21 protein-coding genes are annotated in these 26,233 nt (G+C 38.5%); 7 read left to right on the forward strand and 14 right to left on the reverse strand.

Going from position 1 to position 26,233, the window contains the following annotated elements; translation table 11 throughout:
* Nucleotides 1-4: 4 nt before the first annotated feature.
* The gene (locus BUC06_RS02380) at nucleotides 5-544 is read right to left on the reverse strand and encodes a 2'-5' RNA ligase family protein (protein WP_073329959.1); all 540 of its coding nucleotides are present in this window, start codon (nucleotides 542-544) and stop codon (nucleotides 5-7) included.
* A gap of 84 nt (nucleotides 545-628) precedes the next feature.
* Between BUC06_RS02380 and BUC06_RS02385 the strand changes: the two genes are divergently transcribed.
* Genes BUC06_RS02385 through BUC06_RS02395 form a run of 3 tightly spaced genes read left to right on the forward strand, consistent with a single transcriptional unit; the run spans nucleotide 629 to nucleotide 2,342 of the window.
* Nucleotides 629-952 (forward strand): PadR family transcriptional regulator, encoded by a 324-nt coding sequence (locus BUC06_RS02385; RefSeq protein ID WP_073329207.1) that lies wholly within the window; start codon nucleotides 629-631, stop codon nucleotides 950-952.
* The gene (locus BUC06_RS02390) at nucleotides 949-1,674 is read left to right on the forward strand and encodes a hypothetical protein (RefSeq protein WP_073329209.1); all 726 of its coding nucleotides are present in this window, start codon (nucleotides 949-951) and stop codon (nucleotides 1,672-1,674) included. The genes BUC06_RS02385 and BUC06_RS02390 overlap by 4 nt, the downstream gene beginning before the upstream one ends.
* 53 nt (nucleotides 1,675-1,727) lie before the next feature.
* The gene (locus tag BUC06_RS02395; protein ID WP_073329211.1) at nucleotides 1,728-2,342 is read left to right on the forward strand and encodes a hypothetical protein; all 615 of its coding nucleotides are present in this window, start codon (nucleotides 1,728-1,730) and stop codon (nucleotides 2,340-2,342) included.
* Here the strand turns inward: BUC06_RS02395 and BUC06_RS02400 are convergent.
* The 4 genes from BUC06_RS02400 to BUC06_RS02415 all read right to left on the reverse strand — a co-directional run bounded on the left by BUC06_RS02400 (nucleotide 2,281) and on the right by BUC06_RS02415 (nucleotide 9,084).
* Nucleotides 2,281-3,453, reverse strand: a complete 1,173-nt coding sequence (locus BUC06_RS02400) for a serine hydrolase domain-containing protein (protein ID WP_073329213.1) — start codon at nucleotides 3,451-3,453, stop codon at nucleotides 2,281-2,283. The genes BUC06_RS02395 and BUC06_RS02400 overlap by 62 nt on opposite strands.
* 253 nt (nucleotides 3,454-3,706) lie before the next feature.
* A complete protein-coding gene (locus BUC06_RS02405; protein ID WP_073329215.1) occupies nucleotides 3,707-4,417 on the reverse strand; it encodes a Dph6-related ATP pyrophosphatase in 711 nt (236 codons plus the stop codon).
* A gap of 69 nt (nucleotides 4,418-4,486) precedes the next feature.
* Nucleotides 4,487-5,524, reverse strand: coding sequence for a hypothetical protein (locus BUC06_RS02410; protein ID WP_073329217.1), 1,038 nt, complete (start codon nucleotides 5,522-5,524; stop codon nucleotides 4,487-4,489).
* 212 nt (nucleotides 5,525-5,736) lie between these two features.
* On the reverse strand, nucleotides 5,737-9,084 hold the full coding sequence (locus tag BUC06_RS02415; RefSeq protein WP_073329219.1) for a methylmalonyl-CoA mutase family protein: 3,348 nt from the start codon (nucleotides 9,082-9,084) through the stop codon (nucleotides 5,737-5,739).
* A 185-nt stretch (nucleotides 9,085-9,269) separates the two neighbouring features.
* Between BUC06_RS02415 and BUC06_RS02420 the strand changes: the two genes are divergently transcribed.
* Nucleotides 9,270-9,602, forward strand: coding sequence for a hypothetical protein (locus BUC06_RS02420; protein ID WP_073329222.1), 333 nt, complete (start codon nucleotides 9,270-9,272; stop codon nucleotides 9,600-9,602).
* Here BUC06_RS02420 and BUC06_RS02425 read toward each other — a convergent pair.
* Nucleotides 9,599-10,714, reverse strand: coding sequence for a DUF3667 domain-containing protein (locus BUC06_RS02425; RefSeq protein WP_073329225.1), 1,116 nt, complete (start codon nucleotides 10,712-10,714; stop codon nucleotides 9,599-9,601). The two genes, BUC06_RS02420 and BUC06_RS02425, sit on opposite strands and share 4 nt — an antisense overlap.
* 351 nt (nucleotides 10,715-11,065) lie before the next feature.
* On the opposite strand from BUC06_RS02425, the gene rplM reads away from it, so the two are divergent.
* The 3 genes from rplM to rpsB all read left to right on the forward strand — a co-directional run bounded on the left by rplM (nucleotide 11,066) and on the right by rpsB (nucleotide 12,876).
* Nucleotides 11,066-11,521, forward strand: a complete 456-nt coding sequence (rplM, locus tag BUC06_RS02430) for a 50S ribosomal protein L13 (protein ID WP_034706094.1) — start codon at nucleotides 11,066-11,068, stop codon at nucleotides 11,519-11,521.
* A 6-nt stretch (nucleotides 11,522-11,527) separates the two neighbouring features.
* Nucleotides 11,528-11,914 (forward strand): 30S ribosomal protein S9, encoded by a 387-nt coding sequence (rpsI, locus tag BUC06_RS02435; protein WP_042722891.1) that lies wholly within the window; start codon nucleotides 11,528-11,530, stop codon nucleotides 11,912-11,914.
* A 200-nt stretch (nucleotides 11,915-12,114) separates the two neighbouring features.
* The gene (rpsB, locus tag BUC06_RS02440) at nucleotides 12,115-12,876 is read left to right on the forward strand and encodes a 30S ribosomal protein S2 (RefSeq protein WP_034746531.1); all 762 of its coding nucleotides are present in this window, start codon (nucleotides 12,115-12,117) and stop codon (nucleotides 12,874-12,876) included.
* A gap of 130 nt (nucleotides 12,877-13,006) precedes the next feature.
* On the opposite strand, the gene BUC06_RS02445 is transcribed toward rpsB, so the two are convergent.
* From BUC06_RS02445 to BUC06_RS02480, 8 genes are all read right to left on the reverse strand, one after another.
* Nucleotides 13,007-13,441 carry a DUF6759 domain-containing protein gene (locus BUC06_RS02445; protein ID WP_073329228.1) on the reverse strand — a complete coding sequence of 145 codons (435 nt, stop codon included), beginning with the start codon at nucleotides 13,439-13,441 and terminating at the stop codon, nucleotides 13,007-13,009.
* Nucleotides 13,442-13,446: 5 nt separating this feature from the next.
* The gene (locus tag BUC06_RS02450) at nucleotides 13,447-14,142 is read right to left on the reverse strand and encodes a DUF6759 domain-containing protein (RefSeq protein WP_073329303.1); all 696 of its coding nucleotides are present in this window, start codon (nucleotides 14,140-14,142) and stop codon (nucleotides 13,447-13,449) included.
* Nucleotides 14,143-14,163: 21 nt separating this feature from the next.
* Nucleotides 14,164-14,841 carry a tRNA (guanosine(46)-N7)-methyltransferase TrmB gene (gene trmB, locus BUC06_RS02455; RefSeq protein WP_073329306.1) on the reverse strand — a complete coding sequence of 226 codons (678 nt, stop codon included), beginning with the start codon at nucleotides 14,839-14,841 and terminating at the stop codon, nucleotides 14,164-14,166.
* Between the two features lie 98 nt (nucleotides 14,842-14,939).
* The gene (locus tag BUC06_RS02460; RefSeq protein ID WP_073329309.1) at nucleotides 14,940-15,713 is read right to left on the reverse strand and encodes a DUF6759 domain-containing protein; all 774 of its coding nucleotides are present in this window, start codon (nucleotides 15,711-15,713) and stop codon (nucleotides 14,940-14,942) included.
* Nucleotides 15,714-15,916: 203 nt separating this feature from the next.
* Nucleotides 15,917-16,705, reverse strand: coding sequence for a hypothetical protein (locus BUC06_RS02465; RefSeq protein WP_083563903.1), 789 nt, complete (start codon nucleotides 16,703-16,705; stop codon nucleotides 15,917-15,919).
* Between the two features lie 161 nt (nucleotides 16,706-16,866).
* Nucleotides 16,867-20,265 carry a T9SS type B sorting domain-containing protein gene (locus BUC06_RS02470; protein WP_073329316.1) on the reverse strand — a complete coding sequence of 1,133 codons (3,399 nt, stop codon included), beginning with the start codon at nucleotides 20,263-20,265 and terminating at the stop codon, nucleotides 16,867-16,869.
* 113 nt (nucleotides 20,266-20,378) lie between these two features.
* On the reverse strand, nucleotides 20,379-23,222 hold the full coding sequence (locus BUC06_RS02475; protein WP_073329318.1) for a T9SS type B sorting domain-containing protein: 2,844 nt from the start codon (nucleotides 23,220-23,222) through the stop codon (nucleotides 20,379-20,381).
* A gap of 137 nt (nucleotides 23,223-23,359) precedes the next feature.
* Nucleotides 23,360-26,221, reverse strand: coding sequence for a T9SS type B sorting domain-containing protein (locus tag BUC06_RS02480; protein ID WP_073329321.1), 2,862 nt, complete (start codon nucleotides 26,219-26,221; stop codon nucleotides 23,360-23,362).
* Between the last annotated feature and the right edge of the window lie 12 nt (nucleotides 26,222-26,233).

Below are 26,233 nucleotides of genomic sequence, written 5' to 3' on the forward strand. Positions count from 1 at the left end.
GCATTTATTGTTTGTTGACGTTTTCTGTCAGCCTCTTTTCTGCAATGGGAATCCATTCCTGATCATGCCGGAGGAGCGTTATTTTGTCAACTATGAATTTAGTTTTAAATTCTTTTTCCCTGTAAATCTCCCACGCTTTCAGGTAATTATCATAACTAAGGTTCCTGTATCCAACCGTGATGTGAGGGGTGAAAGAATAGGGAATGAAATTGAAATATTGCTTTACCCTTTCATAAAGAATATGTAGGTTTTCATTGGGTTCGGGGTGTACATAAATTACCGGATTTTTAGGATTGGGGAAACTCCCAAAACCATTTAATGTAATTTCAAAGGGAGAGAGATTGGTGTCTATTTTTTGAAAAGCAGCATGGATGTCACTTTCCAATTCAAGCGCTCTCGAAAAAGGAGGGAATAAAGTGATATGCGCATCATTTTTTAACGCCTTTGAATTTTCGTAATTCAAGGCGAGATCTTTTTTAAATGCCTTTACCTCTTCAACGATTTCCTGAGGAGGGTAAATCGCAATGAAATACATTTTTTTCATACAACAAAATACATTTTTTCTGATAAAATTTACATACATAAGAAAATTATGCATAGATTTGTAAGGTATTAAAAATATCGTCATTTGAAAAAAAACAGCCTCTATAAAGGAACACTCCAGAACATTATTCTGAAATTGCTTTCAAAAGAAGTAAAAATGTACGGCTATCAAATTACCCAGCGGGCAAAAGAGCTTACAGAAGGAGAGCTTGAAATGACGGAGGGTGCGTTGTATCCGCTGCTGCATAAATTGGAGAATGATGGAATGATCACTTCGGAGGTTCAAAAAATCAATGGCAGAGACAGAAAATATTATCTTTTGACTGAAAAAGGGAAAAAAGATCAGGCTGTTCAGGAGAATGAAATGAAAAGTTATTTGTTGAACCTAAATGCTATTTTTAATTTATGATGACTGAAACACAGGAAAATCAGGTTACAGATTATCTTATTTTTCAACAGCTTCCGCTTGACATTTTACTGGAAATTAAAGACCATATGATCTCGCAGATTTCAGATATCCGGATCAATGAACATCTGAGTTTTGAAGATGCATTTCTGAAAGTGAAAAAATCCTGGGACGGCGAATTCAAAATGGTCAGCTATCTCTTATTTTCCCCTGTAGAACTTCCTTTGATTGCCAAAAAAGTAATGAAGGAAAAATACAATAGCCTGCTGAAGAAATCTTTTTTAATAGGACTTATTTTCTTTGGGATTAACCTGCTTCTCATCTATTCTTCAAAAAATCAGGAAGAATACAAATTGTTTTTCCGATTAATGAATGGGGTGTTCCTGCTGGCACTGGTTGCGGTCTGGATTTTCAATATGAAGATATGGAAATATACAAAGGCGGACCTTAAATACAAAGGAAAATGCTTTTATACAATGTACCAAAAGAATGTGGGGCTGATGGTGATAAGTGCCGTTTCCATGATACAGGTCGTTGGAAAAAACGGACATTACGCCTATCAGTTTTTCAAAAATCAAAATACCACAGAGATCTTTGGAGTTATTGTTACATTACTGATTCCTTTTGTACTGCAAACGGCTATTATCTTTACATTACTCAATTTCTATGAACATAAAAAGTCACTGAAAAAATTGCATAATTTTCTTGAACCTTCAGTTAAATAATACACACAGGAAGCTCATTTTAAAAATAATATAATAACCCGAATGATATAGATATGATAAATACTGCGCAGGAAACTGAAATCATACAGTACCTTCTTTCAAAAAAACTGGATCAGAAGCTTTTGCTGGAAATCAAAGACCATTTTATCCTTCAGATCACCAACCTGATGGAAGAACATAATACAGGTTTTCAGGAAGCTTTTCTTCAAACCAAAATGAACTGGAGCTATGAGCTTGAAATGGTAAAAGCAGACTTACTTTCAACCAGAAAAATCTCCAGAATTGAGAAAGATATTATTCGGAACAGATTCAGAAAGATGACAGGATATGCTTTACTGAGTTCCGTGTGTTTTTTAATTGTACTCTATATAAAACCTGATCTTTATAATGAGGTGCAGATGGGAGCTTTTGCCATCATATTTGGACTTTCGGGATATAATTTTATCTTTAGAAAAATGAAGCTGTACCATTATACACAAATCAGTTTCCATCCTTTGTTGTTAAAAAACCTGTTCGTGGGGCTGGTGGTGATTGGATGTACTTCTTTCTTCTTTCAGGATTTAAAAATGGTTCTTTCCGTCATGATAAAACCTTTCTTTTTGTTCGCTACTGCTGTTCAGATTCAGCTTCTCTATTGGAATACAAAGAAAGTGAATGTTTTGATTTAAGCTGTAATAAGGTGTTTTCCAGATGATCTGTGATTTTTTTAACTTCCATGTGAGGTCGGAAAGTGGAACTCTTTCCTTTTTCTTCATTTGCAATATTGGATAAAATAATCACCGATGTTTTGGTTTGCGGATAATAAATATTCAGAGACGGAGAGCCTTTTACATAGCCGCTGTGAAAATAGCATTCAGGTTTTCCGATGTTCATCATAATTCCGTAGCCGTAACCCATTTTACCCAGAATAGCATGATGCCTTTCTGCGCTTTTAGAACTAAACTGCTTTAACGTTTCGGGTTTCAGGATCTTTCCGCTATACAGAGCACAGTTCCATTGGTGAAGATCATCTATGGTAGAAAGAATACCGCCAGCCGGAGTTCCGATGTCTTTTCCAGCCAGTCGCTTCGGCATATCGGGAACTACCTGAAAACTGTTCCCGTTGCCCAGATAAGCGCTCGCAAAATTCTTTCCTTCGAAAACATTTGCTGTAGAAGAATGGGGCATTCCTGCTTTTTTAAACAGTTCCTGAGCATTTTCATCATACGATTTTCCGGAAACGGCTTCTACAATTTTTCCCAATGCATTAAAACCGTCATTGGAATAAAAAAAATCTGAACCACTTCTGAACATCAGTTTTCCTCCAAACATATTGAGCCCTGAAGTATGGTTTAAAAGCTGGTGAATCGTGATATTTTCATACTCTTTGGTCTGAAATTCTTTAAGGTATTTGGAGGCTTTATCGGTAACATTCAATTTCCCCTGTTCCATCTGAAGAAGGATAAGTACTGCAGTGAACTGCTTGCTTACAGAACCGATGGCAAAAACAGTAGTGCTGTCCATCTTTGTTTTCGTTTTAAAATCCGAATAACCATTTTCTTTTCTGTACAGCTGAAGTGAATCTTTAAATACAGCAATACTTCCGTTGAAATCATATTTTTTAAAAACAGAATCAATCTGCTGCTCCAAAAGAGTGGTCTGGAAAGCGGTAATTGTTGAATCGATAACCGCATTTTTATTAATGGGTTGAGCAATAGCGGGAGCAGGTTCATTTTTACATGAAATTAAACCGGATATGAGAAAAATGAATAAAAGAAAGGAAGAGATTTTTTTTGTCATTTTGTGATGGGAAATAAATTTTTTACAGCATTGTCTATCAAAAATAAGAAAAACTGCTCAATGTAACAGGGCAGGAAATATGAAATATTATTGCAGATCAATGGGAAATGTTGTAATTTATTACTCGTTTTTTACAAAAGCAGTGCACAGATCATTAGTACTTTTATGAATCGTGGAAAATTTCACAAAATATTTTTTGTTCTTAAAAACGCGTTTTGGTTTTAATGAATTTAAAACGAAGTTTTCCTATCCATTATTTAAGCTTCAGATCACAGAACCAGAAAATATATTCTTCTTCCTGATCTTTACCATCGGCTTTAGGTTTAGGGTACGTTTTCTTTACCGTTTCCCCGATTTCAAACTGTACAGGTTCTTTGAAAATAGGGCCGTCGAAAGTAAACGTATGAAATTCTCCGTTTTCTCCGCATGGATCAACATTTTCAGGAAGATCACGAATGAAGTCCCGATCAATGATTCTGCCGGCAAAACTTTTATCGAGATACGTTTCATTCACACAGGTAACAACAGTTTTAAAACCAAGATCAAGAAACTCATGGATAAGCTCAGTAGTATTCTTGTTCCAGAGAGGAAATACCGCTTCCATTCCGATCGATTGCAGTTGTTCTTCACGGTATTTCCGAAGGTCTTCAAGAAAGATATCTCCAAAGATGGATTGAGTGACTCCCATGGCCTTAATTTCCGACATGGTCTTGTTCATCAGCTCCCGGTATTCCTCCATAGACGGTTCTTTGGGGAGCTCCATTTTGATTAAAGGGAGTCCCAAACTTTCAGCCTGCTTCTCCAAAAGTGAAACGTGAACGCCGTGCATAGAAATTCTCTGAAATTCTTTGTTGATACTGGTCAAAAGAGTGGTTACTTCAATACGGTTTTCCTGTAAAACTTTATAAAGGGCAAGAGCTGAATCTTTTCCACTGCTCCAGTTGAATACGGCTTTTGGTTTCATATGGCTTGTCAATTAAAAATATCAACCTTCCTGGTGATAGAAGGTTGATAGATAAGGGATAGGTAGGTATTATTGTTTTTCTACTTCTTTGATCGGAATGAATGCGCCGTTCAGATAATCAACTTTTAGTTCAAAAGGATAAGAGGCAGGGCTGGCTGCAATTAAACCACCAACTATGCCAAAAAAGACCGTAGCCGTCATCACATTTCCGGTTTTAGCAGTTCCTTTTATCTTACCGATGAGGTAAAAATCACCATCTCTTTTTTCAGTTTTTGTAAATAAATTTTCAACAGGAACGTAGAGATATGGAATTCCCTGATATACTACAGCATAGTTGTCATTTTTCTTAACTTCTTTTTCTTTACCATCCGTCATCTCATATATTTTGATGATTTTAGACGACTTTCCATAAAATTTAGGATTAACAATCTCTTTGTCAGGTTGTTGGTTTTTGAATGACTCATAATTTTTATAAAGCCCGTCTTTCAAGGTTTCCGAATTATAAAGAGCCAGTTTTTGTTTTTCAATATTGTCGAAATTCTTGATATCGTCTAAGGTGTAGTGATTGGTTTCCGCTGCTTTTTTGGAGATGTTTTTACGGATAAAATCGCTTACCATCTCACTTCCTTTCTTCATGGTCGCTTTGGTAACATCCATTGAAGAATGGTCGATGACAGAATCTATTTTATCAAGATAAGAATACGTTCCATCATCGTTCTTTGCAAATAGATAGGCCTGGAAATAGCAGTAGCCATGCTCGCTGAAAGCTCCCGTGACTTCCGCAAAGTAGAGTTGTCTCAGATACATGACGATGGTGCCTTCTTCTGTATTGGCTCCATTGATGTGTTGTAAGAGATTCTGAAACTGATCCGGTAAACTGGTCGTGGGAACTACCCTCGCTTTTGTATTGAATGCCCCTTTTTGGACAATCCCAAGAGAAGTGGTATCTATTCGGTTATCGATTAACGTAATGGTTTTATAATAACTTTTCTCCAGTTTCTGATCAGGAAGACTGATTGTAAAATCTTCTACACGCTTCTGGGAAAATAAAAAAACCGCAAGACATAAGGCAATAAGAACTTGAATTTTTTGTACTGTGTTTTTCATGGTATACTATAAAAATAGATATTTTATGTTTGCGAAAATAAAGAAATCTGGTAAATACTGAAAACAGGAATCATTTTTTAACAGTTCAAAAATAATTTCGTGTTATCAGTGTCAGAAAAAAAATACAAAAAAACCTCAAAGAAAATTCCTTGAGGTTTTAATTTATAATTGTTGATGCAGTTAGTAGTCAATAATTGTCTACGGCACTGCCGTTACATATTTCTTCTGTACTTACCACCCACTTCAAATAGGGCGTTGGTGATCTGTCCAAGAGAGCAGTATTTCACGGCATCCATCATCACGGCAAATAAATTCTGCTGATTGATGGCGGCATACTGTAGCTTTCTAAGGGCTTCCTCAGATTTATCTTCATTCGATTTCTGGAAATTATGAAGGGTTTCAATCTGAACCTGCTTTTCCTCTTCAGTAGAACGGATCACTTCTCCCGGACGAACCGTTGGCGAACCGTCTTTTCCAAGGAAAGTATTCACCCCGATGATCGGATATTCTCCTGTATGTTTCAGCCATTCGTAATGCATAGATTCTTCCTGGATTTTTGAACGTTGGTACATGGTTTCCATAGCACCAAGAACACCGCCTCTTTCTGTAATTCTGTCGAATTCTGTATACACGGCTTCTTCTACAAGGTCTGTTAATTCTTCAATAATGAATGAACCTTGTAATGGATTTTCGTTTTTAGCTAAACCTAATTCCTTATTGATAATTAACTGGATCGCCATTGCTCTTCTTACAGACTGCTCAGTAGGAGTGGTAATCGCCTCGTCATAAGCATTCGTGTGAAGAGAATTACAGTTATCATAGATCGCATAAAGTGCCTGAAGCGTCGTTCTGATATCGTTGAAATCAATTTCCTGAGCATGAAGAGAACGTCCGGAAGTCTGGATGTGGTATTTCAGCATCTGGCTTCTTTCGTCTGCTCCGTATTTGATTTTCATTGCTTTTGCCCAGATTCTTCTGGCTACACGTCCGATCACTGAATATTCAGGGTCGATACCATTGGAGAAGAAGAAAGATAAGTTGGGTGCAAAATCATTGATATCCATTCCACGGCTCAGATAATATTCCACATAAGTGAAACCGTTGGCCAGTGTAAATGCCAGCTGGGAAACCGGATTGGCTCCTGCTTCAGCAATGTGATAGCCTGAAATCGATACGGAGTAGAAATTTCTTACTTTTTCAGTAATGAAAAACTCCTGAACATCACCCATCAGTCTTAAAGCAAATTCAGTAGAGAAAATACAGGTATTCTGAGCCTGATCTTCTTTTAAAATGTCTGCCTGAACCGTACCACGAACCGTAGCAATTGTTTTAGCTTTAATTTCTGCGTAAGCTTCAGCAGGAATCACTTCATCTCCTGTGATTCCTAATAGTTTTAATCCTAAACCATTATTGGAAGGTGGTAATTCTCCGTTATATTTTGGTCTTTCTAAACCTCTGTCATCAAATTTTGCTTTTAAAACAGCTTCAACCTTAGCTTCAAGTTTGTTTTCAGCAATATATTTTTCAACATTCTGATCAATAGCAGCGTTCATAAAGAAAGCCAGCAGCATAGGAGCAGGACCGTTGATGGTCATAGAAACCGAAGTCATTGCATTCACCAGATCAAAACCTGAATACAGCTTTTTAGCATCATCTAATGTAGCAATAGAAACTCCCGCGTTTCCGATCTTACCATAAATATCCGGTGGTAAAGCAGGGTCCTGGCCATATAAAGTTACAGAGTCAAACGCTGTTGACAAACGTTTGGCATCCATTTCCGCAGAAACGTAGTGGAATCTTCTGTTGGTTCTTTCCGGCCCTCCTTCTCCTGCAAACATCCTTGTCGGATCTTCACCGGTTCTTTTGAACGGATAAATTCCCGCTGTGTAAGGGAATCCTCCCGGAAGGTTTTCCTGGCCTTTCCATTTGATCAGATCTCCCCAATCGGTATATTTTGGTAAAGAAATTTTAGGAATTCTTAAATGGGATAAAGACTCGGTTGAAGTTTCAACTTTGATTTCTTTTCCACGAACAAAATAGGAATAAAACTCAGCTTTGAAAGCTTCTTTTGTGTCATCCCATGTTTTCAGAAAATCGATATTTTCCTGTTGAAGGTCTTTTTCAGCCTTTTGATATTCAGCATCTAAAGTCTCATTGGAAAGGAAGCTTTTTACTCCTTCTATATGATACATTTTTCGGGCTAATTCAGCCTGTTTTTCAACATTGGCGTCGTATTGTCTGTTGTTTTCAACAATTTCAGAAAGATAACGAACTCTTTTTGGAGGAATGATCGTTACTTCGTCCGTCACTTCCTGCTCAACAAAACCTTGCAGATTTAATGCTGAAAACTTTTCGTTTACTTTTTCAATCAATCTGTTGAATAGTTCAGTCGTTCCGTGATCGTTGAACTGAGAGGCTTTTGTTGCATAAACCGGCATATCATCCAATGGACTTTCCCACAACAAATGGTTTCTCTGGAACTGTTTTTTGACAGCCTGAAGCGCATCTAAAGCTCCGCGTTTGTCAGATTTATTTAAAGCAACCAAATCTGCATAATCCAACATGTCGATTTTTTCCAACTGAGTAGAAGCTCCATATTCAGGAGTCATTACGTACATGGAAACATCGGCAAAATCTGAAACTTCTGAGCCGGATTGACCGATACCCGAAGTTTCCAGAATGATTACATCCGGATGAGCCAGTTTCAGTACATTCAAAGCAGAATGGATGAAAGGGGATACGGAAACGTTATTCTCTCTGGTCGCCATCGAACGCATATACACTCTCGGATCATTGATCGCGTTCATACGGATTCTGTCTCCCAAAAGAGCACCTCCGGTTTTCTTTTTTGAAGGGTCGATCGAAATGATGGCAATTTTTTTATCCGTATTGGAACGTAAGAAACGTCTTACCAATTCATCTGTTAATGAAGATTTTCCCGCACCACCAGTACCAGTGATACCGATAATCGGAATATTTAAGTCTTTTGATTTTTCGTCAATGGCTTTTACCAGTTCCGGCTTTTCGTCTGAAAAGTTTTCTACGGCAGAAATGATTTTCGCAATGCTGGTGGAATTTTCAAAATCAATTGAATCCAGATCCTCTGCAGTTACGTCTTTTCCTGTTGCGAAATCTGATCTTTTAACCAAATCATCAATCATTCCCTGTAAACCAAGTTCACGGCCGTCATCCGGAGAATAAATCCTGTCGATTCCATAAGACATGATATCTTCAATTTCTTCAGGCAGAATTACACCGCCACCGCCACCGAAAATCTTGATTTGCGGCGAGTTTTTTTCTCTCAAAAGGTCGTAGATATATTTAAAATATTCGTTGTGACCTCCCTGATATGAGGTTAAAGCAATAGCATTGGCATCTTCCTGGATCGCTGTGTTGACAACTTCCTCTGCTGATTTGTCGTGCCCAAGGTGGATCACTTCACATCCTGTTCCCTGGATCACGCGGCGCATGATATTAATCGCAGCATCGTGTCCGTCAAATAATGACGCCGCGGTTACGATTCTCACTTTGTTGATTGGAGTATATTTTTGGGTTTCCATAAAAAATCTAGAAAATTTCTGAATTTTCAAATATAATAATAAAATAAGAACCTTTTGGTTTTGTCTAATAATTTGATTTTAAGAAGGTTGTTTGAAAAGGATAGGTTGTTATTTCCCCAACTTAACAATCATTCGTTTAATAATGATCATTAAATTCTCTATTTTTGCAGAATTATATAGAGAGTATGAAAAAGGCTTTGATGTACTTTGCGTTAGGAACAGTTCTTAGTTTCCTGATCAATTATTTTTTTTACAGTTCTGAAAATGTCGGTCTGGATATCTATTATGCACTGGCTTTTGGGATTGCATGGGGAATCGCTTATTATCTGGATACCCCCAATTTTACACTCCCACAAAAATTAGGTATTTCTTTTGCGGCAATGGCTGTTTTAGTACTGATAGGAACACTTGTATTCAGCTTAGAGCTTGCCATTCCTTCAATCCTTAAATTTTCAACGGTTTTTGTAGCGTATTACTTAATTGCAAGTTTCAGAGCAAACAAATCTCTGCGCCGTTAGTGCATCAGTAAAAAGCTTACTACTCCTAAGCCTATCAATAGAAAGAGGAATAAGACATAGTTAATAATAAATAGGATAGCACCGATTAAAATAGTAAGCGCAGGATGGGTTCTGTAGGTTCTGTAGTGAGCTATAAAGAAATAGCATCCTGAATAAATCACAGCAGCTGAAATGAAAAGGATCTTCATGACGATCACAAAAGTATTCTCGTCAAAGTAGCTCAACAATTTATTCACTACAAAAATAAGTAAGGTGAGCAGCAATAAAAAAGAGAAATAATGGAGTGTAAAAACACCATGATCAAAATACCACCACTTTTTTTTGCTGTGAAATATCCACAAAAGAAAAGCAAACAGGGGAAGATATATAAAAAGAGCTTTAGGTAAATTTTGAATAGAGCTCCTGATAAATAAATCAACGATTTCACGTGGCGAATGTCCTCTTTCTTCCAATTCAAATACCTTGGCAACAAATGGACGGATCGTTTTGTATTTGTTTCCGTTTTTTTCTTCTTTCTTGTCAAAATCCTCCATAGACTGCAATCCAAAAGATTGAGTAATACTTTTACTCTTAAATACTTCTTTGAGGTCTATACCGTTTCTGTTAGTTTTGATGGTATCTCCGGTTTTAGTATCTGACAACTTAGATGGTGCCCCGTCTTCGGAAGAAATACCAATGGTAATATCGCGAGACTCCGGGATGTCTTTACGGATAGTGTCATTTTCTGAAACTGCTTTTTGAATTTCCTTTTTAAGGCTTTTCTCATTATCTGCTCCCTGTAATCCGAAATTCATATCTGCGATCTGGAATGAAATGAAAAGGAAGGTTAAGAAGCTGATGAAGATATAAAGTTTTACTGGAGGAACAAATTGAGTTCTTTTTCCTTCCAGATAGATTTTGGTAAGTCGCCCCGGTTTGAAAAGAAGATTCTTCATCGTTCCCCAGAACTGTCCGTCATAATGGGTGAAATCTTCAAAAAAATGAGTAAAGAGATAATAAAAGGGATGGCGGCTTTCGATATTTTCCTGTCCACAGTGTGGGCAGAATCTTTCTTCAACCTGATGCCCGCAGTTCAGGCAGGTTTTATCTTCTCTGATTTTTCCGTGGCTCATGAATTATAGAATATGATTTGGGAGCAAATATAAATATTTTGCTATATAAAATAGTATATCAGTAAGCTTTTGCAGGAATCTTTTAAGAAAAATTAATAAAGAAAGAGTTTAAGAATAAAACTCTTTGCTTTATCGCTTGTGTTTTTAGAATCTTCTAAATATTTTTTTTCATCGGCGATTCATTTTACAAGTTCTGTGCCAAAATTAGAACTGTCGTTAGAATCTATTAAGATGGTATTAAAATCTTAGTGAATATAGATTAAATAAAATATGTTTTTGGGTTACGAAAATTATTTGTACCTTTGCACACCCTTTTAGGGGAAAATTATGTTTAATCTTTAACTAAAACGTGTGAATACATTAAGTTACAAAACTGTTTCAGCGAACAAAGCTACTGCTAATAAAGAATGGGTTGTGGTAGACGCTGAAGGACAGCCGTTAGGAAGACTAGCTTCTACGGTTGCAAAGATTTTGAGAGGTAAGCACAAAACGAACTTTACACCTCACGTAGATTGTGGTGATAACGTTATCGTTTTGAATGCTGGGAAAATTACGCTTTCCGGAAATAAGTGGGCTGATAAGACTTACATCTGGCATACAGGTTACCCTGGTGGACAGAAGTCTATGACTGCGGCTGAACTTCAGAAGAAAGATTCTTTAAAAGTATTGGAAAAATCTGTGAAAGGTATGTTGCCAAAAAATAGATTAGGATCTGCTTTATTAAAGAACCTTTATTTATATGAAGGAACTGAGCACAAACATGAAGCTCAACAGCCTAAAACAATTAATGTTAACGAATTTAAATAATTAATTATGTCTATAGTTCACAAAATCGGAAGAAGAAAAACTTCTGTAGCGAGAGTTTATGTAAGACCAGGTTCTGGAAACATTACAGTAAACGGTAAAGATGCTGCAACTTATTTCTCTACAGACGTTATGGTTTATAAATTGAACCAACCGTTTATCCTTTCTGAGACTGTTGGTCAGTATGACGTTACCGTAAACGTATTCGGTGGTGGAAATACAGGTCAGGCAGAAGCTATCAGATTAGGTATTTCAAGAGCTTTATGCGAAATCAATGCTGAATTCAGATTAGCTTTGAAACCTGCTGGTTTACTTACGAGAGATGCAAGAATGGTGGAAAGAAAGAAGCCAGGTCAGAAAAAAGCAAGAAAAAGATTCCAATTCTCAAAACGTTAAGAATTGCGATAAGCTTAAAGCATTACGCGATAGGCTTTTTGAAAAACTTATTAAACTTTTTAACTCGCTTGAAGCTTACAGCTTAATGCCTAAAGCTTAAAGCAAATTGCCCGTTACGTTTAGCATCCAAACACTTCTCCCATCTAAAGAAGTTGTTGATTGTTTAAGAAACGGAAAGTAAACTAACAAAAACAGAAAACATGGCAAAAGCAAATGTAAAAGACCTTTTAGAGGCTGGCGTACACTTCGGTCACATGACTAGAAAGTGGAATCCAAATATGGCTCCATACATTTTTATGGAGAAAAACGGTATTCACATTGTAGACTTACATAAAACAGCAGTTAAATTAGATGAAGCTTGTAGTGCTTTAGAAAAATTAACTTCTGCAGGTAAAAAAGTTCTTTTCGTAGCGACTAAGAAGCAAGCGAAAGAAGTAGTGGCAAAACACGCTTCTGAACTTAATATGCCTTATATTACAGAAAGATGGCCGGGAGGTATGCTAACGAACTTCGTTACAATCAGAAAGGCTGTAAAGAAAATGAACCATATCGACAAAATGAAAAAAGACGGTACGTTCGAAACTTTATCTAAAAAAGAAAGATTACAGGTAGACAGACAAAGAGCTAACTTGGAGAAAAACTTAGGTTCTATCTCTGACATGGTTCGTCTTCCTTCTGCTATCTTCGTTGTAGATATCATGAGAGAACATATCGCTGTAACTGAAGCTAAGAAATTAGGTATTCCAGTTTTCGGTATTGTTGATACAAACTCTGATCCAAGAAAAGTAGACTTCGTTATCCCAGGAAACGATGATGCTTCTAAGTCTATTGATATGATCTTGAACATTGTTTCTGATTCTATCAAAGAAGGTCAGTCTCAAAGAAAAGCTGATAAAGAAAAATCTAAAGAAGAAGGAGAAAAAGTATCTGCTGAAACAGATGCTGATTTCGATGCTGAATAATTAAAGATTTTCTTTAATATAGGAAAAACGCTGGATCTTGATCCAGCGTTTTTTTATTTGTATTCAATTAGAATAGCTTGATATCACATTAATGATATAGAAACCCCGCTTTATAAAGTGGGGTTTGTATTTAATTAGAAATTTTTATCGCGTATGAAGTGGAAATAAATTTCGTAGATTGATAAGATGAGTTGCAGAGCATTCCGGATAGTCTGTAGTTTTGGTTTTTAGGAACCATTGTATAGCCAACCTTGCCGGAAGCTATCGGAATCTTTTTAAAGAAGCCATTTCCGCTTATGGTAAGAACCATATTGCATGGTGATCTGTTTTCTACGGAAACTGAAGTCTTGAGAGCAGTCGGAGAGTCTGCATTAAGAAGATCATTCAATACTTCAGCTGTTTCAGGTTTGTAGGTTTTGATAAGCTCAGCATATTCCCTTTCGGTATTGACCGCTGAAGTTGCGGAACCTGCAGGGTAATTGGTTCTTACGGGATAGCTGCTGTAGTTTGCATTACAGCTTATAATACTGAGTGAAATCACAGAGAAAAAGAGAAGCTTTTTCATACCGGTTATTTTTTTGATCTTTTCTTTTTTGAAGGTTTCACGGGTGTTACTTCTTTGTTGTCTTTTACCAGATCTTTATTCGCTTCAGGCTTGGGCGCACCCGGGTTTTCAATCACTACAAATATACTTTTTTTTATGTCCTTTTCAGAAGAGTATCTGATATCACAGACATTACTGTTAAGAGTATAATGGCCCTTATTGAGGGTAATGAAATTCTCGCCATGTGCCGGAACCGCCAGATTATGGAAATCCTTTCCTTCAATTCTCAGGACGATGTTACAATCTGAATTGTTTCTAAACAGGAGGATAGCCTCATTCCTGGTAATGTCTTCATCAAACATAGCATTGAGAAGTTTTGCCGTTTTTTCTTTGTGCTGGTCAGACGTCTCAGCAATCAGTCTTTTAAACTCTTCTGCATCATTTGAGTTTGAATTCCTCAACAACCTGTTGGGGATATCAGTGATGACAGGTCTTGCCTCCATAGGTTTGGCAGTCTGTGCGCCTTTGGTCCATTCAGAGTTTTTAAGGGCAATCAGTTTGGGCTTAAGAACGCTCCTTTTGGGATCTTCAGGATGCGCGTTCTTAAGGTATTCTTCAATTTCTGCGATGTTTACGCTTTTCAGAATGTCTTTGTGTTTTTTCTGCGCGATAGCAGAACCCGTAATCAGGAAAAAGAGGAGGGTCGTTAAAATTTTTTTCATCAATTTGTTGTTTTTATTTCATCAGCTTATCCTGAATTTAATATAAGTTATTGTTTTTCCTTTCGCCGAAAAAAGCTCTTCGTAATAAGTTTTTATATCTCTCAGGTGTTCTGTGTTGGGATCATATTCAGGAGCACCGTAAATGTCGTGATGAGCAGAAATTATTTCGTAGCCTGCTCCCTGTAAATAGCCTAATGTATAGCCGTGAAGGAACTCCGAATCCGTTTTTAAGTGGATAATTCCACCCGGTTTCAGAAATTTCTTGTATCGCTCTAAAAAGTCAGGATGAGTCAGTCTGTGTTTTGTACGTTTATACTTGATCTGAGGATCAGGAAAAGTGATCCAGATCTCGTCCACTTCATTTTCAGCAAAAAAATGGTCTACAAGTTCGATCTGTGTTCTCAGGAATGCTACATTATTCATGCCGCTGTCCACCGCTTCTTTAGCTCCGAACCAGAATCGGGCCCCCTTAATATCTATTCCTATGAAGTTTTTTTCAGGGAATGTTTTGGCCAGTCCTACAGAATATTCTCCTTTGCCACAACCCAATTCCAGTACAATTGGATTGTCGTTCTTAAAGAAATCTTTTCTCCAGTTTCCCTTCAGCGGAATACCGATTAAAGCTTCTTCTCTTGTAGGTTGGATAACATTTGGTAAAATCTTGTTTTCAGCGAATCTTGCTAATTTATTTTTGCCCATCGAGTCATTTATAAAATCCCGCAAAAATAGCGAATTTTACATAGACTACCTTGTCTTTTAAACATAAAAGGCATGTACTGAGTGTATTTATATTGGGTTTATGGTGTTGCAGAACTTCCCAAAGCTACCATGATGGCTTTTTCAATCGTTTTTTGCGATGCATACTGTGCCCCGCAGACCAGACTGGTAAAAAGATACTGCCCTTTATCTATAACGATTGAGCTTTCACCGTGGGCAGGAACGGCAAGCCTGTACTTTGTAGTTCCAACACCTTCCATTCTCACAATGATATTGCAATCGGATTTATTCTGAATAAGGATGATACTTTCCTTACTGTTGGGATCATTGTCAAATAGAGAGTTTAATATTTTTACTGTTTTGTTCTTGTGTTCTACCGGATTTACGGCCATCAGCATATTGAATTCTTCGGCTTCTGCATTGGGAACTGCAGCGTTCGCAGAGGTGTTGACTACAAAGGCATTTTGAGCTGTACTTGGAGTATAGACTACAGTGGATTGTTTAGCAGCAAGCTCTGCTTTGTATTTGGCGATTTGTTTCTGTTTGATAATTGCATTCATCTCGTCGAAGCTGATCTTGGTAGAAGGTCGTCTTTTGAGAAGGGCAAGCATTTCCTGCATATCTTTTACTTTTTGGTCAGCAGGATGAGCCTCTTTAATGTATTGCGTCATCATTTCCATAACCCGCGGTTTTAGTACTGACCTGCGTGGGTCCTCAGGATGAGCATCCCTTAGGAAAGCATTGATCTCGTAGATGTTTTTACTTTTTAAAATATTGCTGTAGTCCTTTCCCTTTTTTTGGGCAGACAGACTCATAAATAGAATGGAAACAAAAAATAAAAGTAATTTTTTCATTGACAAAATATTAAATAAGGATTTGGTGTTCTCTCTTAATTTGTGTTTAGCCAATTAGTTTTCTCTATAATAACGACGTACAGCTATTTTTATTTTAAACACTTAATTGTGATAGGAAATTAAGCATATTTTAAATAAAAAAGAAATGTACACTATAAATTTTAAATAGTGTATCTTTTTTTAAAGACTTTGATATCGGAAGATTATTTAATAACCTCCTGAAGATTTGAGGTTTTAAGCCTTTTCTGGTAGATGGGAAGGTATTTTTCGATTGGAATTTTTATCGCTTCAAAATTACCTGCGAGTACATATGCCTCGATATTTTCTGAGGTATAAACAAACTGAAGAAAATTGTCGATCAGGTTTTCCGGAATCTTGAACTTCGCGAAATAATCCTTCCCAAGATAATTTTTGATCTGGGATACTGAATTATTCATTCTTTCGTAAGCCATATAACGCTGCTTTTTCTTCCGGTCTCCCGAAAGGATGTCATAGATGCTTTCCAGGCTGAAAGTAAGACCACCGTCCCTCAATCCTGCCACCGGAAGTTCTGGAGACGTTCCGTCGCCTTTAGGTTCAGGTAAGCCGATTACTTTTTTTATTGCCAGTGCTTTATCCACTTTGCGTATAGAATTTACATCATACCTTAAATTTCCGGTAGGTTTGAAACGGGTCAGTACAATTTCCTGGATCTCGTAGTACGCAATCTTTAATTCAATTAAATTTTTCTGCTGTATCATCTGAGGGGTCAGTTTTACATCTTTTCGTTCCGTGACAATAGAGGTAAAACGGATCACATCGCCTGGAGCTGCAGGGATGTTATAAGTGCCGTTATAATCGGTAAGTACGGTTTTCTGGGTATTCAGATTGGTTACATAAACCTGATTAAGATACAAGATTGAGTTGTCTCTTAAAAACACCTCTCCTGAGTAGATCTGTGCACTGACTTTTGCTAGAAAAACCAGCATCAAAAGGGTAATTAGCTTCTTCATATAATTAGGGCAAAATTACGTAGAAATACAGCAATTTATACCGATTAAGATAATGATCTCAGGTTAAAGTTATATTAAACTTTAATACCAAACTGTTAATGAATGTTATAAACGTACAACAATGAGAAGAATACCGGTAAATATAAACGGACAATCAGTCATTATTTATGTTTTACCAGCAGCCAGCTTGTATATTTTACAGAGGTAGAAGTACCATATTCAACCCAGCTGATAAAATACCAGTACGTAGCCGTAGGTACAGGTCTTCCTCCCATTCTTCCATCCCATATGTATCGGTTGTCCGGGCTTCCTCTGAAAATTTCAGCACCATACCGGTCGAATATTCTGAATTCAAGATTGGTATTGCTCATTAAAGCAGAGTAGTCGATCTGTTCATTATGTCCGTCACCGTTGGGAGTAATGGTATTGATCAGATTGATGATAGCGAAAGGTCTTGTTATTTCCTCACATAATTTTGAGTCTCTTACAAAAACTTTATGAGGGCCTCTCGGTACATTGTTGAAAATATTGGAACTCTGCCAGCTTACTCCATCCAGAGAGTACTCATAAGGTGGTGTTCCGCCACTTGCTCCAACCGTTACTGTCGTTCCGTTGATCTCTATTGAGGTGATCATTGGTGTAGGTGATTCCGTAACAATCACAATCTGTCTGTAAACACAACCATTGAATGTAAGCTCTACCCAGTAGCTCCCCGCCGGAACATTGGAAATAGAGGGTGAGGTAGCTCCTGTACTCCATAAATATTTTTCAAATCCAGGTCCTGCATCTAGCGTTGTCGTGGCTTTAGGACAAATAACCTGGTCTTTTAAGAGATCAGACTTCTTAGGTATTTTGATTGTAATTTTAATGGATCCCACTTCAGGACAAACACCGTTTTTCTGAAATCTGATATAAAAAGTCTGTGTTCCTGTAACATTGACTGTCCCGGATAGAGGAGCATTGTTATTTTGGGCATCAGCCTGAGTTGCATGAAACGTATAAGTAACATTAGGATCTATGGTAAACTGTGGGATAAACTGAGCTAAGTTGGCTGCTTTTATTCCATCCAGATCATCATCACAGACATTGGCAGCAGCAGCTTTTGTGATCAAAGTAATTCTGGCTCCAATACTGAACTGTAAAGGTTTTACCACCACAGCACATCCGTCCGGGGACTCTACCCTGATGTAAATTGTTGTTGTAGCGGTATAGCTCCAGTTGTTGGGAAGGGTATTGGCATTTCCGGCATTAGCATCAGCAAAGGTTGCGTAATATCGTACGTTGATAAAATAGCCAGGGTTATTAAGTACAATACCGGTTATATTGGAAAGTATGACCGTAACTGTTCCGTCCAGGTTGTCATCACAAAAAATGCCGTTGTAATTATTAAGAACTATCGCCAGATTGTACAGGGAAAGTGTGATCTGAGCAATACTTTTACAGCCTAAATTATTTTTCACCACAGCATACACAATAGTGCCGTCGGGTGCAGTATATGAATTTGTTGTTGTGATAAGTGCTCCGGGGTTTTCTGTCTGGGCATCCACCAGAGTAGGATAATACGTAATGTTTACCGGTGAGTTATTGGTTACATTGGCGGACGTAAGATTAAATGTTCCTTGCCCATTAATGTTACAGGCATGCAATGTAATATTGTTAACCGTAAGCGCAAGAATATTGATGTTAACGGTTACCGTTTCACAATCTGGAAATACAGGATCGTTTCCACAGAAGGTATAGGAAAAACTATCTGTTCCGGTAGTTCCTGGTGTATTAACAGTATAGGTAATAATTCCGGTTACTGGATTTACAGCGACAGTACCTAACGCCGGAGGCGTAACAATAGCCACTGTAGAAGTTACAGGAGTCTGTGGGGAGTCTGTAAAGGCTGGCGTGATCGTTTGGGTGGTACATACATTATAGGTTGATGTAGTAAGCTTTGTACAGTTGAGTACTTTAAACTGTTCTGTCACTAAAGGGGCACACCTTCCCATAGTCACCGAACAGGTGTAATATCCGGACTGTGCAGGGCTAATGGATGATGCGGTAGCTCCCGGAATAAGAGTTCCGTTCATATACCACTGGTACGTGTCATAAATAATCGGGTCTACTGTAAGCACTATGCCTGGGGCACAAGTTCCTCCTGATCTTAAAATAACAGGTTGCGTAGGAAAACCTGCGAAAAATCCGCCATAACCTACCGCGTCACTTCCTGCATTAATTCCTGCCGTAATGGCTTTGTCAGAAATCACGGTGATCGTTCCGGTTACATTGGGAATACCGTAGGTAACCCAGCTGTTGGTCCCTGTCATGTTGAACGGGCCGGTGGTTGGCAGTGGAGTGGCTCCATTTACTGTAACATTTGCTCCTCTTTCTGTGATCAGGTTGAGTTTTGTGGGGATATTAAGAATTCCGGAAGGGTTAGCATTGGAATGAACAAAGTTTTCATTAATAAAACCCAATTCATTGATCTGTTTTGGAAGATAACAATTCAGTGCCGGGATAAAATTAAATCCACCTGTTGCTACTTCACTTCCCGAGGCGGAATCTCCGGCCAGGATCTGGTACACATACGCATTCTTAGAGGTCTTTAAATAAAGATTATAATGACTGAGCCCCTGGGCTTTATATTTTGAATCAGAAATTACATAATATTGTCCCGCATTTAAGGTGGTCAGAGGAGGAATTTCATCGTTGACAAAGATCTGGGTATTGTCCTCCGTGGCAATGACGAGGGCTCCTTCCATATTGGAGCCAATCGTTCCGTTTCCTTTTACCAGAGCAAACTCAGTTCCCAGTCTCTCTACCGGAACGGCTTGATCCATAAGAATATCAGAACTCGTAGGGTAGTTGCCTGCATACTGGCCATTAAAATTTCCGTTGGTGACATTGACGGGTTTAGTGGCAGTAATCTTGGCACCGATGAAGGCATCAGAGTTTCCGGCAGACGAGCCTATACCGTCCATAATATAAGACTGACCTTTATTGAGGGTAAAGGTCATAATAGGATTTGTGGCGCCCGTAGTTCCGTTTGAAAACTGGGCTGCTGGTTTATATCCGCTTACGGTAACTACAGTATTGTCTTCTGTGGCAAGAACGCTGGCCATAAAATTTAAAATAGGATTTCCAACCGTAATGGGGGCGTTGGCAACGTAAAAGTTTTTTCCGGTGGAAGGTATTCCTTTTGAAGTAATGATCTCAGCATGATTAAGGACGGAAAATCTCAAGTTAGCATAAAAAGGAAACTCTGCTTTTAAATATAATCCCTTGGAAGTAGGTGTAAAAAGATCAGTCTGATTGGTCGTAATGATATAATTTCTGAGTACATCAAATTTTTGAGGATTGTTTTTACTGATATTTACAGTGCCAATAAGCACATTATTATTGTAAATACTTACCGGGAAAGTTGTTGTCCTGTTGGTAGATAAGTATAATTTCTGATACGGATTGGGACTTCCACTCCTGTCCATCATAGGCGCAAACCAGTGTTCTCTGTCCAGCTGGGCCAAGGTAAAGGTGAAAATACAAAATATAAATAGAAAAGATAAAATTTTCTTCATTCAGTGGAGGGGTTTAACACAAATTTAATAATAAAATGTATTCATTCCCTGAAAAAGTAATAAAAAAACCGCGATGTTAAAATCGCGGTTTTGAAATGGATGGTGTTACGTGTTTATTCTCTGCTTTTGACAAGGATCCATCCGGTATATTTTACAGCGGTCTGCTTGCCGGAAGGTTCATTCCACCGGATCTCAAACCAATAGTTTCCGGTAGAAACTCTTTTGCTTCCGCCTAAGGTTCCGTCCCATTTATAACCATTGGTTTTATCCCCCTGGAATATTTTACTTCCATATCGGTCGAAAATAGTAAACTCCAGATTCTTTTTGCCTGATAATAAAGAGTAATCCAGGACGTCATTCACCCCGTCATCGTTGGGGGTAATCGCATTGATCAGATTAGGAATAGTAATTTCCACTTTTACAGGTTCGCAATTATAACTGTCTTTTACATACACCTCAGGAGTGCCTCTGGCGACGTCTGCAAATATATTGGAATCCTGCCACTGGATATTATCCAGAGAATATTGATAGGGAGGGTTTCCGCCTATTGCATATACCGTCACTGTCGTGTTTGAAATCTCAATATTAGATACAACCGGTTGCTCTGACGCATATACCTTAACAGTTTGAAGGGTGATACAGTCTCCTGTTTTCAGCTTTACCCAGTAGTTGCCTACTCCTGCATTTTGAATAGTTTGTGTTGTTGCCCCGGTGCTCCATTCATACCCATTGAATCCCGGACCTGCGTCCAGTGTTGTTTTATCCTCGACACAGATAATTTTATCCACCAGAACAGCCGATTTTACAGGAGGCAGAACGGTCAGTGTAACTTCTGCAATTCTGTAGCATCCGTTAGCATTGATCACTTTTACATAAGCTACTCCAGTGGGAGCAATATAATTGGTGGGATTTAAAATCTCATTGGTGCTGTTATCTGCATCTGTTGGAGAGGGATAATATTTTTTGGTAACTCCCGGCTGCATTGTGACAGAGGCATTCGTTAAATTGAACAATCCGGTAGCCTGATTAGCTTCTAGAAAGCATGTTCTTAGAGAAGCATTGTTAACAATGGGACTTTCTGAAACAGTTAAATTCAGGGTCACTTGCTCGCAGTCTGTAAAATTAGGATTGTTTCCACAGAATTTATAAACAAAAGAATCAGGTCCAACATAGTTGAAAGCAGGAGCATAGCTGATAACACCAGTAACAGGATCAATGACAGCATTGCCATTAACTGGTGGGGTAATGATGGTTACGGTACCTGGAACCACGGACTGGGTAGAATTTGTAAACGTTGGAACAATCAACTTAACCCCGTCACATACAGTCTGGTTTAATGTAGTTTCTGTAAGACAGGTATATACTTTATAGACAGGCGTTATAATGGGAGGACAAGAACCCACTGTTATTTTGACAGTATATTCTCCAGATTGAGTAGGTGTATAAGAATTGCTTACTGCTCCTGTAATGGGAACATTGTCTTTATACCATTGATAAGAATCAAAACTGTCATCTAATTCCAGGACAATTCCCGGAATACAGTCTCCGGTTTGCTTGGCAATAACAGGAATCGAAGAAAATCCAGCAAAATATCCTCCATAACCAACAACACCACTTCCACCGGAGATCCCTGCAGTGACAGCTTTTGAAGAGGTGATGGTCATATTTCCCGTAACGTTCGGTACAGAATAAGATACCCATGATGAAGTTCCCAATACCGGATAGGGGCCCTGAGCGGCTGGAGGAGTTCCTCCGTTTACGGTAACGGCAGCACCTGTCTCTGTAAGGATATTGAGTTTAACATTATTGGTGGTAGGAGGTAAGATATTAATATTTCCTATTTCATCAATTTTTCTTGGAAGATAGCAGTTCAACGGAGGAATATAATTGAACCCGATCGTAGCATTACTCGTTGCAACGCCTGCTAATAGCTGGTACACGTAAACATTTTTCGTTGTTTTAATGTACATATTATAATGGTTATTGCCCTGATTGATATAATTGGTATTGTTCAGCTTATTAACCCTGTAGCTTTCTCCCTCGCTTAGTGTAATTGCCGGGGTGGCTCCATTATTAATGAATACCTGGGTACCGCCTTCAGTAGCAACAATCAAAGCGTCTTCCATTCGTTCACTAATGTCTCCGTTTCCTTTTACAAGAACAAATTCATTTCCCAGTCTGTCTACTGGTACGGACTGGTCCATTACAATATCAGATCCGTCAAAGATAGAACCTGGGGGAATGATTGCAAACTGGCCGTTGAAATTTCCGTTCGTCACAGAAATAGGTTTGTCAGCCTCTATTTTGGCCCCGATGAAGCCTTCTTTATTTCCGGCCTTATCACCAATTCCTTCAATAATATAGGATTGACCTTTATTAAGAGTGAATGTTAAACTGGGATTGGTTACCCCTGTCCATCCGTTGGTAAATATGACGTTGTCAGAATAATCTGAAACGGTAACCACCGTATTGTCTTCCGTAGCCATAATACCGGTCGTGAAATTTAAGGCAACAACCGGGTTTTCTATAGGGGAAACTACCGCATAAAACTTTTTACCGATTCCTGCTTTTCCCTTAGAGGTTAAAATTTCACCATGGCTGGTAACAGAAAATCTGAAGGTTGCGAAATAAGGTTTTGTTCCTTTTGTGTAAAGCCCCTTGTTTACAGGAACGAACAGTTCAGAAATATTGCTTGTGATAATGCTTCCCAAAGGAATCTGAAAGGTCTGGGGAGCTCCTTTAGCAACGTTTACTGTTCCAAGAAGGGTATTGTTGCTGTAGATTTCTACAGGGAATGGAGTGGTAGAGTCTGTTGAAAAATAAAGGGCCTGTTGAGGAGAACTTACATTGGAGCTTCGGGCCGCCATCGGGGCAAACCAGTGTTCTGTGTCTCTTTGCGCAAAAAGGGGATTAATAGCTGTCAACAGCAAAAGAAAAGTAAGTAAAAATATTTTCATTTATTTGGGAATTAGGATTCCCGCAAAAATAGGAGAATATTTAATGTGGTATTATAAAATGTTTAAAAAATATGGATTTTAGATTAAAAAAAAACCGCGATTTGAAATCGCGGTTAAATATTTATAGTCAGAATGGATTATTCAATGTTTTTAACTAAAATCCATCCGGTATACTTAATCGGAGTTTTTTCTTTATTGGATTCATTCCAGTTGATATGATACCAATAGGTTCCGGTAACCAGTTTTTTGTCATAGTGTCTTCCGTCCCATTTGTAATTATTGAATTTGTTTCCGGTGAAGATCATGTTTCCGTATCGGTCATAGATGACAAAAGTAAGGTTTTCTTTGTAGGCTAATTCACTGTAGTCTATAAAGTCATTTTTGTTATCACCGTTAGGAGTTATTGCGTTGATCAAATTCGGAATTGTTACTTCTACGGTTGTAGGATCACAATTATAAACATCTTTTACATAGAATGTATGCTGCCCTCTTGTGAGACCTGTAAATATATTAGAGTCCTGCCAGTTTGTTGGGGTATCTACTGCATATTGGTAAGGAGCTTTTCCTCCGTTTACAACCACTGTAGCTGTAGTATTTGAAATTTCAATCTTGGTAATGACAGGATCTTCAACTTTTCTTACTCTCACGATCTGCGTCAGAAAACATCCGTTTTTGCCCAGAATTACAGTGTATTCCCCAATTCCTACATTCTGGATAGCAGGTGTTGTAGCCCCTGTATTCCATTGGTAAGAATCGTATCCCGGACCTGCATCCAGATTTGTTTTGCTGTCTGCGCAGATAAACTGATCCACAAGAATTGGTGATTTTTTGATTGGCAGAGGGATCAATTCAATTTTTGCGTTGGCCGTACATCCTTCGTTGGTCGTTACTTTTACATAAACGAATCCGCCGGCAGATGGATAATTAGCTAGAGTGGTAATCTCATTGGTTCCTGCATTAAGATCAGCCATCGACGGATAGTATTTTTTTACTACCGGATTATAGTCAGTAACGCTAGCTTTGGTAAGATCAAAATAAGCATACGGATCTACATCATACTGACATGCTTTGATGATAGCATCTCTCACTACAAAAGGAACAACCGTAAGGTTTAAGGTAATTTGTTCACAGTCTATAAATTCAACACCATTTCCACAGAATTTATAAACAATCTGGTCCGCCCCATAGTAATTGGTTGTAGGGGTATAGGTGATGGTTCCGTTTGAATTCACCACGGCAGTACCATGGGCAGGAGGGGTAATAATAACCAGTGTTCCTGGTACTACAGTCTGTGTTGAAGAGGTAAATGCAGCAGTGATCACCTTAGTGGCACAAGCATTCAATGTTTGTGTTGTCAGTTTTAAACAGCTAAATACCTTATAAATCGGGGTTGTAACAGGCGGACATGTTCCCATGGTTACTTTTACCGTATAGTTTCCGGCCGTTGCAGGTGAGAATGTATTGGCCGTGGCTCCTGTGATCGCTGTTCCGTTTAAGAACCACTGGTAGCCTTCGTAGCTATCATCTACCTCAAGTATAATGCCTGGTGCACATTCTCCGGAACGTTTAGCAATGACCGGGATGGATGAGAATCCGGCGAAGTAGCCTCCGTATCCTACAGCACCACTTCCTGCAGAAATACCTGCAGTAACGGCTTTAGTAGAGGTAACGGTAACGTTTCCTGTCACGTTGGGAACAGAGTAAGACACCCATGCTGTAGTTCCTGTCACAGTGAAAGGTCCCTGAACGGTTGGTGCAGGTGCTCCGTTTACGGTAACATTAACAATTGCTCCGGCTTCAGTAAGTACATTTAATTTAACATTTTTTGTACCACTTGAGCTGCTTTCAGGAAGTTGATTGATCAATCCTATTTCGTCAATTTTTCTTGGTAAGAAACAATTCAAAGGGGGAATATAATTGAATCCTTCTGTTGCTGTACTGTTGGGAAGACCAGCCAGAAGCTGATACACATAGGCATTTTTAGAAGTTTTGATATGCATATTAAAGTGCGAACTCCCCTGGTCTATATATGGGAATACATAGCTGCCACCTGCTCCCTGGCCTACTCTATACCATTGTCCTTCATTCAGGGTTTGAACAGGAGTAGTAGATCCGTTAAGGTAAACTTGTGTATTATCTTCGGTCGCAATGATTAATGCATCCTCGTCGCCGTCATTGTCGTCTCCGTTTCCTTTTACAAGAACGAATTCATTTCCCAATCGGTCCGTAGGAACAGACTGGTCCATCACAATGTCAGAACCTGCCGAGCCGGCAGAAGACGGAAGCGCAAACTGTCCGTTAAAGTTTCCGTTTGTAACTGATATCGGTTTATTGGATTCTATCTTTGCGCCAATAAAACCCGTGGCATTCGTTCCGGTATTATCGCGGCCCTCAATGATATAAGCTTGTCCCTTATTAAGGGTAAATGTCATCGTTGGGGTTGTCGTTCCTGTAGTACCGTTGGTAAACTGTAATCCTGAACTATATCCTGAAACGGTAACCGTTGTATTATCTTCAGTCGCTAAAACTCCGGCTGTGAAATTTAAATATGTAATAGATTGCCCTGTCATTGGAGTCGAAGCGGCATAGAATTTTTTTCCGATTCCTGCTTTCCCCTTAGAGGTTAATATTTCTCCATGGCTGGTAACACTAAATCTGAAATTGACGTAATATGGTTTTAAACCTTTAGTGTAAATTCCTTTACCAACAGGTTTAAACATATCAAGGGGTTCCATTGTAATCATGGTAGCAGTTGATATGTCAAACACTTTAGGGTCACCTTTCATGATCGTAACCGTCCCAAGCAATGCCCCGTTACTATATATTTCCACAGGAAACGGGGTTACAGAATCCGTAGAAAAATATAAAGCCTGTTTGGGACTTATCAATGCAGATGGTTTTGCCGCCATAGGGGCGAACCAGTGCTCCGTATCCCTTTGTGCAAAGACGGTATTAATTGATAAAAGAAGTAATACTAAGCTGAGTAGAAATCTTTTCATGTGTGTGGAATT

The organism is Chryseobacterium carnipullorum, assembly GCF_900142785.1.
GTDB classification, from domain to species: Bacteria; Bacteroidota; Bacteroidia; order Flavobacteriales; family Weeksellaceae; genus Chryseobacterium; species Chryseobacterium carnipullorum.

Excerpts from the sequence above, each read along its gene's own strand:
- BUC06_RS02380 (WP_073329959.1), bottom strand. The coding sequence starts at position 544 with ATGAAAAAAATGTATTTCATTGCGATTTACCCTCCTCAGGAAATCGTT.
- BUC06_RS02390 (WP_073329209.1), top strand. The coding sequence starts at position 949 with ATGATGACTGAAACACAGGAAAATCAGGTTACAGATTATCTTATTTTT.
- BUC06_RS02395 (WP_073329211.1), top strand. The coding sequence starts at position 1,728 with ATGATAAATACTGCGCAGGAAACTGAAATCATACAGTACCTTCTTTCA.
- BUC06_RS02400 (WP_073329213.1), bottom strand. The coding sequence starts at position 3,453 with ATGACAAAAAAAATCTCTTCCTTTCTTTTATTCATTTTTCTCATATCC.
- BUC06_RS02405 (WP_073329215.1), bottom strand. The coding sequence starts at position 4,417 with ATGAAACCAAAAGCCGTATTCAACTGGAGCAGTGGAAAAGATTCAGCT.
- BUC06_RS02410 (WP_073329217.1), bottom strand. The coding sequence starts at position 5,524 with ATGAAAAACACAGTACAAAAAATTCAAGTTCTTATTGCCTTATGTCTT.
- BUC06_RS02415 (WP_073329219.1), bottom strand. The coding sequence starts at position 9,084 with ATGGAAACCCAAAAATATACTCCAATCAACAAAGTGAGAATCGTAACC.
- BUC06_RS02420 (WP_073329222.1), top strand. The coding sequence starts at position 9,270 with ATGAAAAAGGCTTTGATGTACTTTGCGTTAGGAACAGTTCTTAGTTTC.
- BUC06_RS02425 (WP_073329225.1), bottom strand. The coding sequence starts at position 10,714 with ATGAGCCACGGAAAAATCAGAGAAGATAAAACCTGCCTGAACTGCGGG.
- rpsI (WP_042722891.1), top strand. The coding sequence starts at position 11,528 with ATGTCTATAGTTCACAAAATCGGAAGAAGAAAAACTTCTGTAGCGAGA.
- rpsB (WP_034746531.1), top strand. The coding sequence starts at position 12,115 with ATGGCAAAAGCAAATGTAAAAGACCTTTTAGAGGCTGGCGTACACTTC.
- BUC06_RS02445 (WP_073329228.1), bottom strand. The coding sequence starts at position 13,441 with ATGAAAAAGCTTCTCTTTTTCTCTGTGATTTCACTCAGTATTATAAGC.
- BUC06_RS02450 (WP_073329303.1), bottom strand. The coding sequence starts at position 14,142 with ATGAAAAAAATTTTAACGACCCTCCTCTTTTTCCTGATTACGGGTTCT.
- trmB (WP_073329306.1), bottom strand. The coding sequence starts at position 14,841 with ATGGGCAAAAATAAATTAGCAAGATTCGCTGAAAACAAGATTTTACCA.
- BUC06_RS02460 (WP_073329309.1), bottom strand. The coding sequence starts at position 15,713 with ATGAAAAAATTACTTTTATTTTTTGTTTCCATTCTATTTATGAGTCTG.
- BUC06_RS02465 (WP_083563903.1), bottom strand. The coding sequence starts at position 16,705 with ATGAAGAAGCTAATTACCCTTTTGATGCTGGTTTTTCTAGCAAAAGTC.
- BUC06_RS02470 (WP_073329316.1), bottom strand. The coding sequence starts at position 20,265 with ATGAAGAAAATTTTATCTTTTCTATTTATATTTTGTATTTTCACCTTT.
- BUC06_RS02475 (WP_073329318.1), bottom strand. The coding sequence starts at position 23,222 with ATGAAAATATTTTTACTTACTTTTCTTTTGCTGTTGACAGCTATTAAT.
- BUC06_RS02480 (WP_073329321.1), bottom strand. The coding sequence starts at position 26,221 with ATGAAAAGATTTCTACTCAGCTTAGTATTACTTCTTTTATCAATTAAT.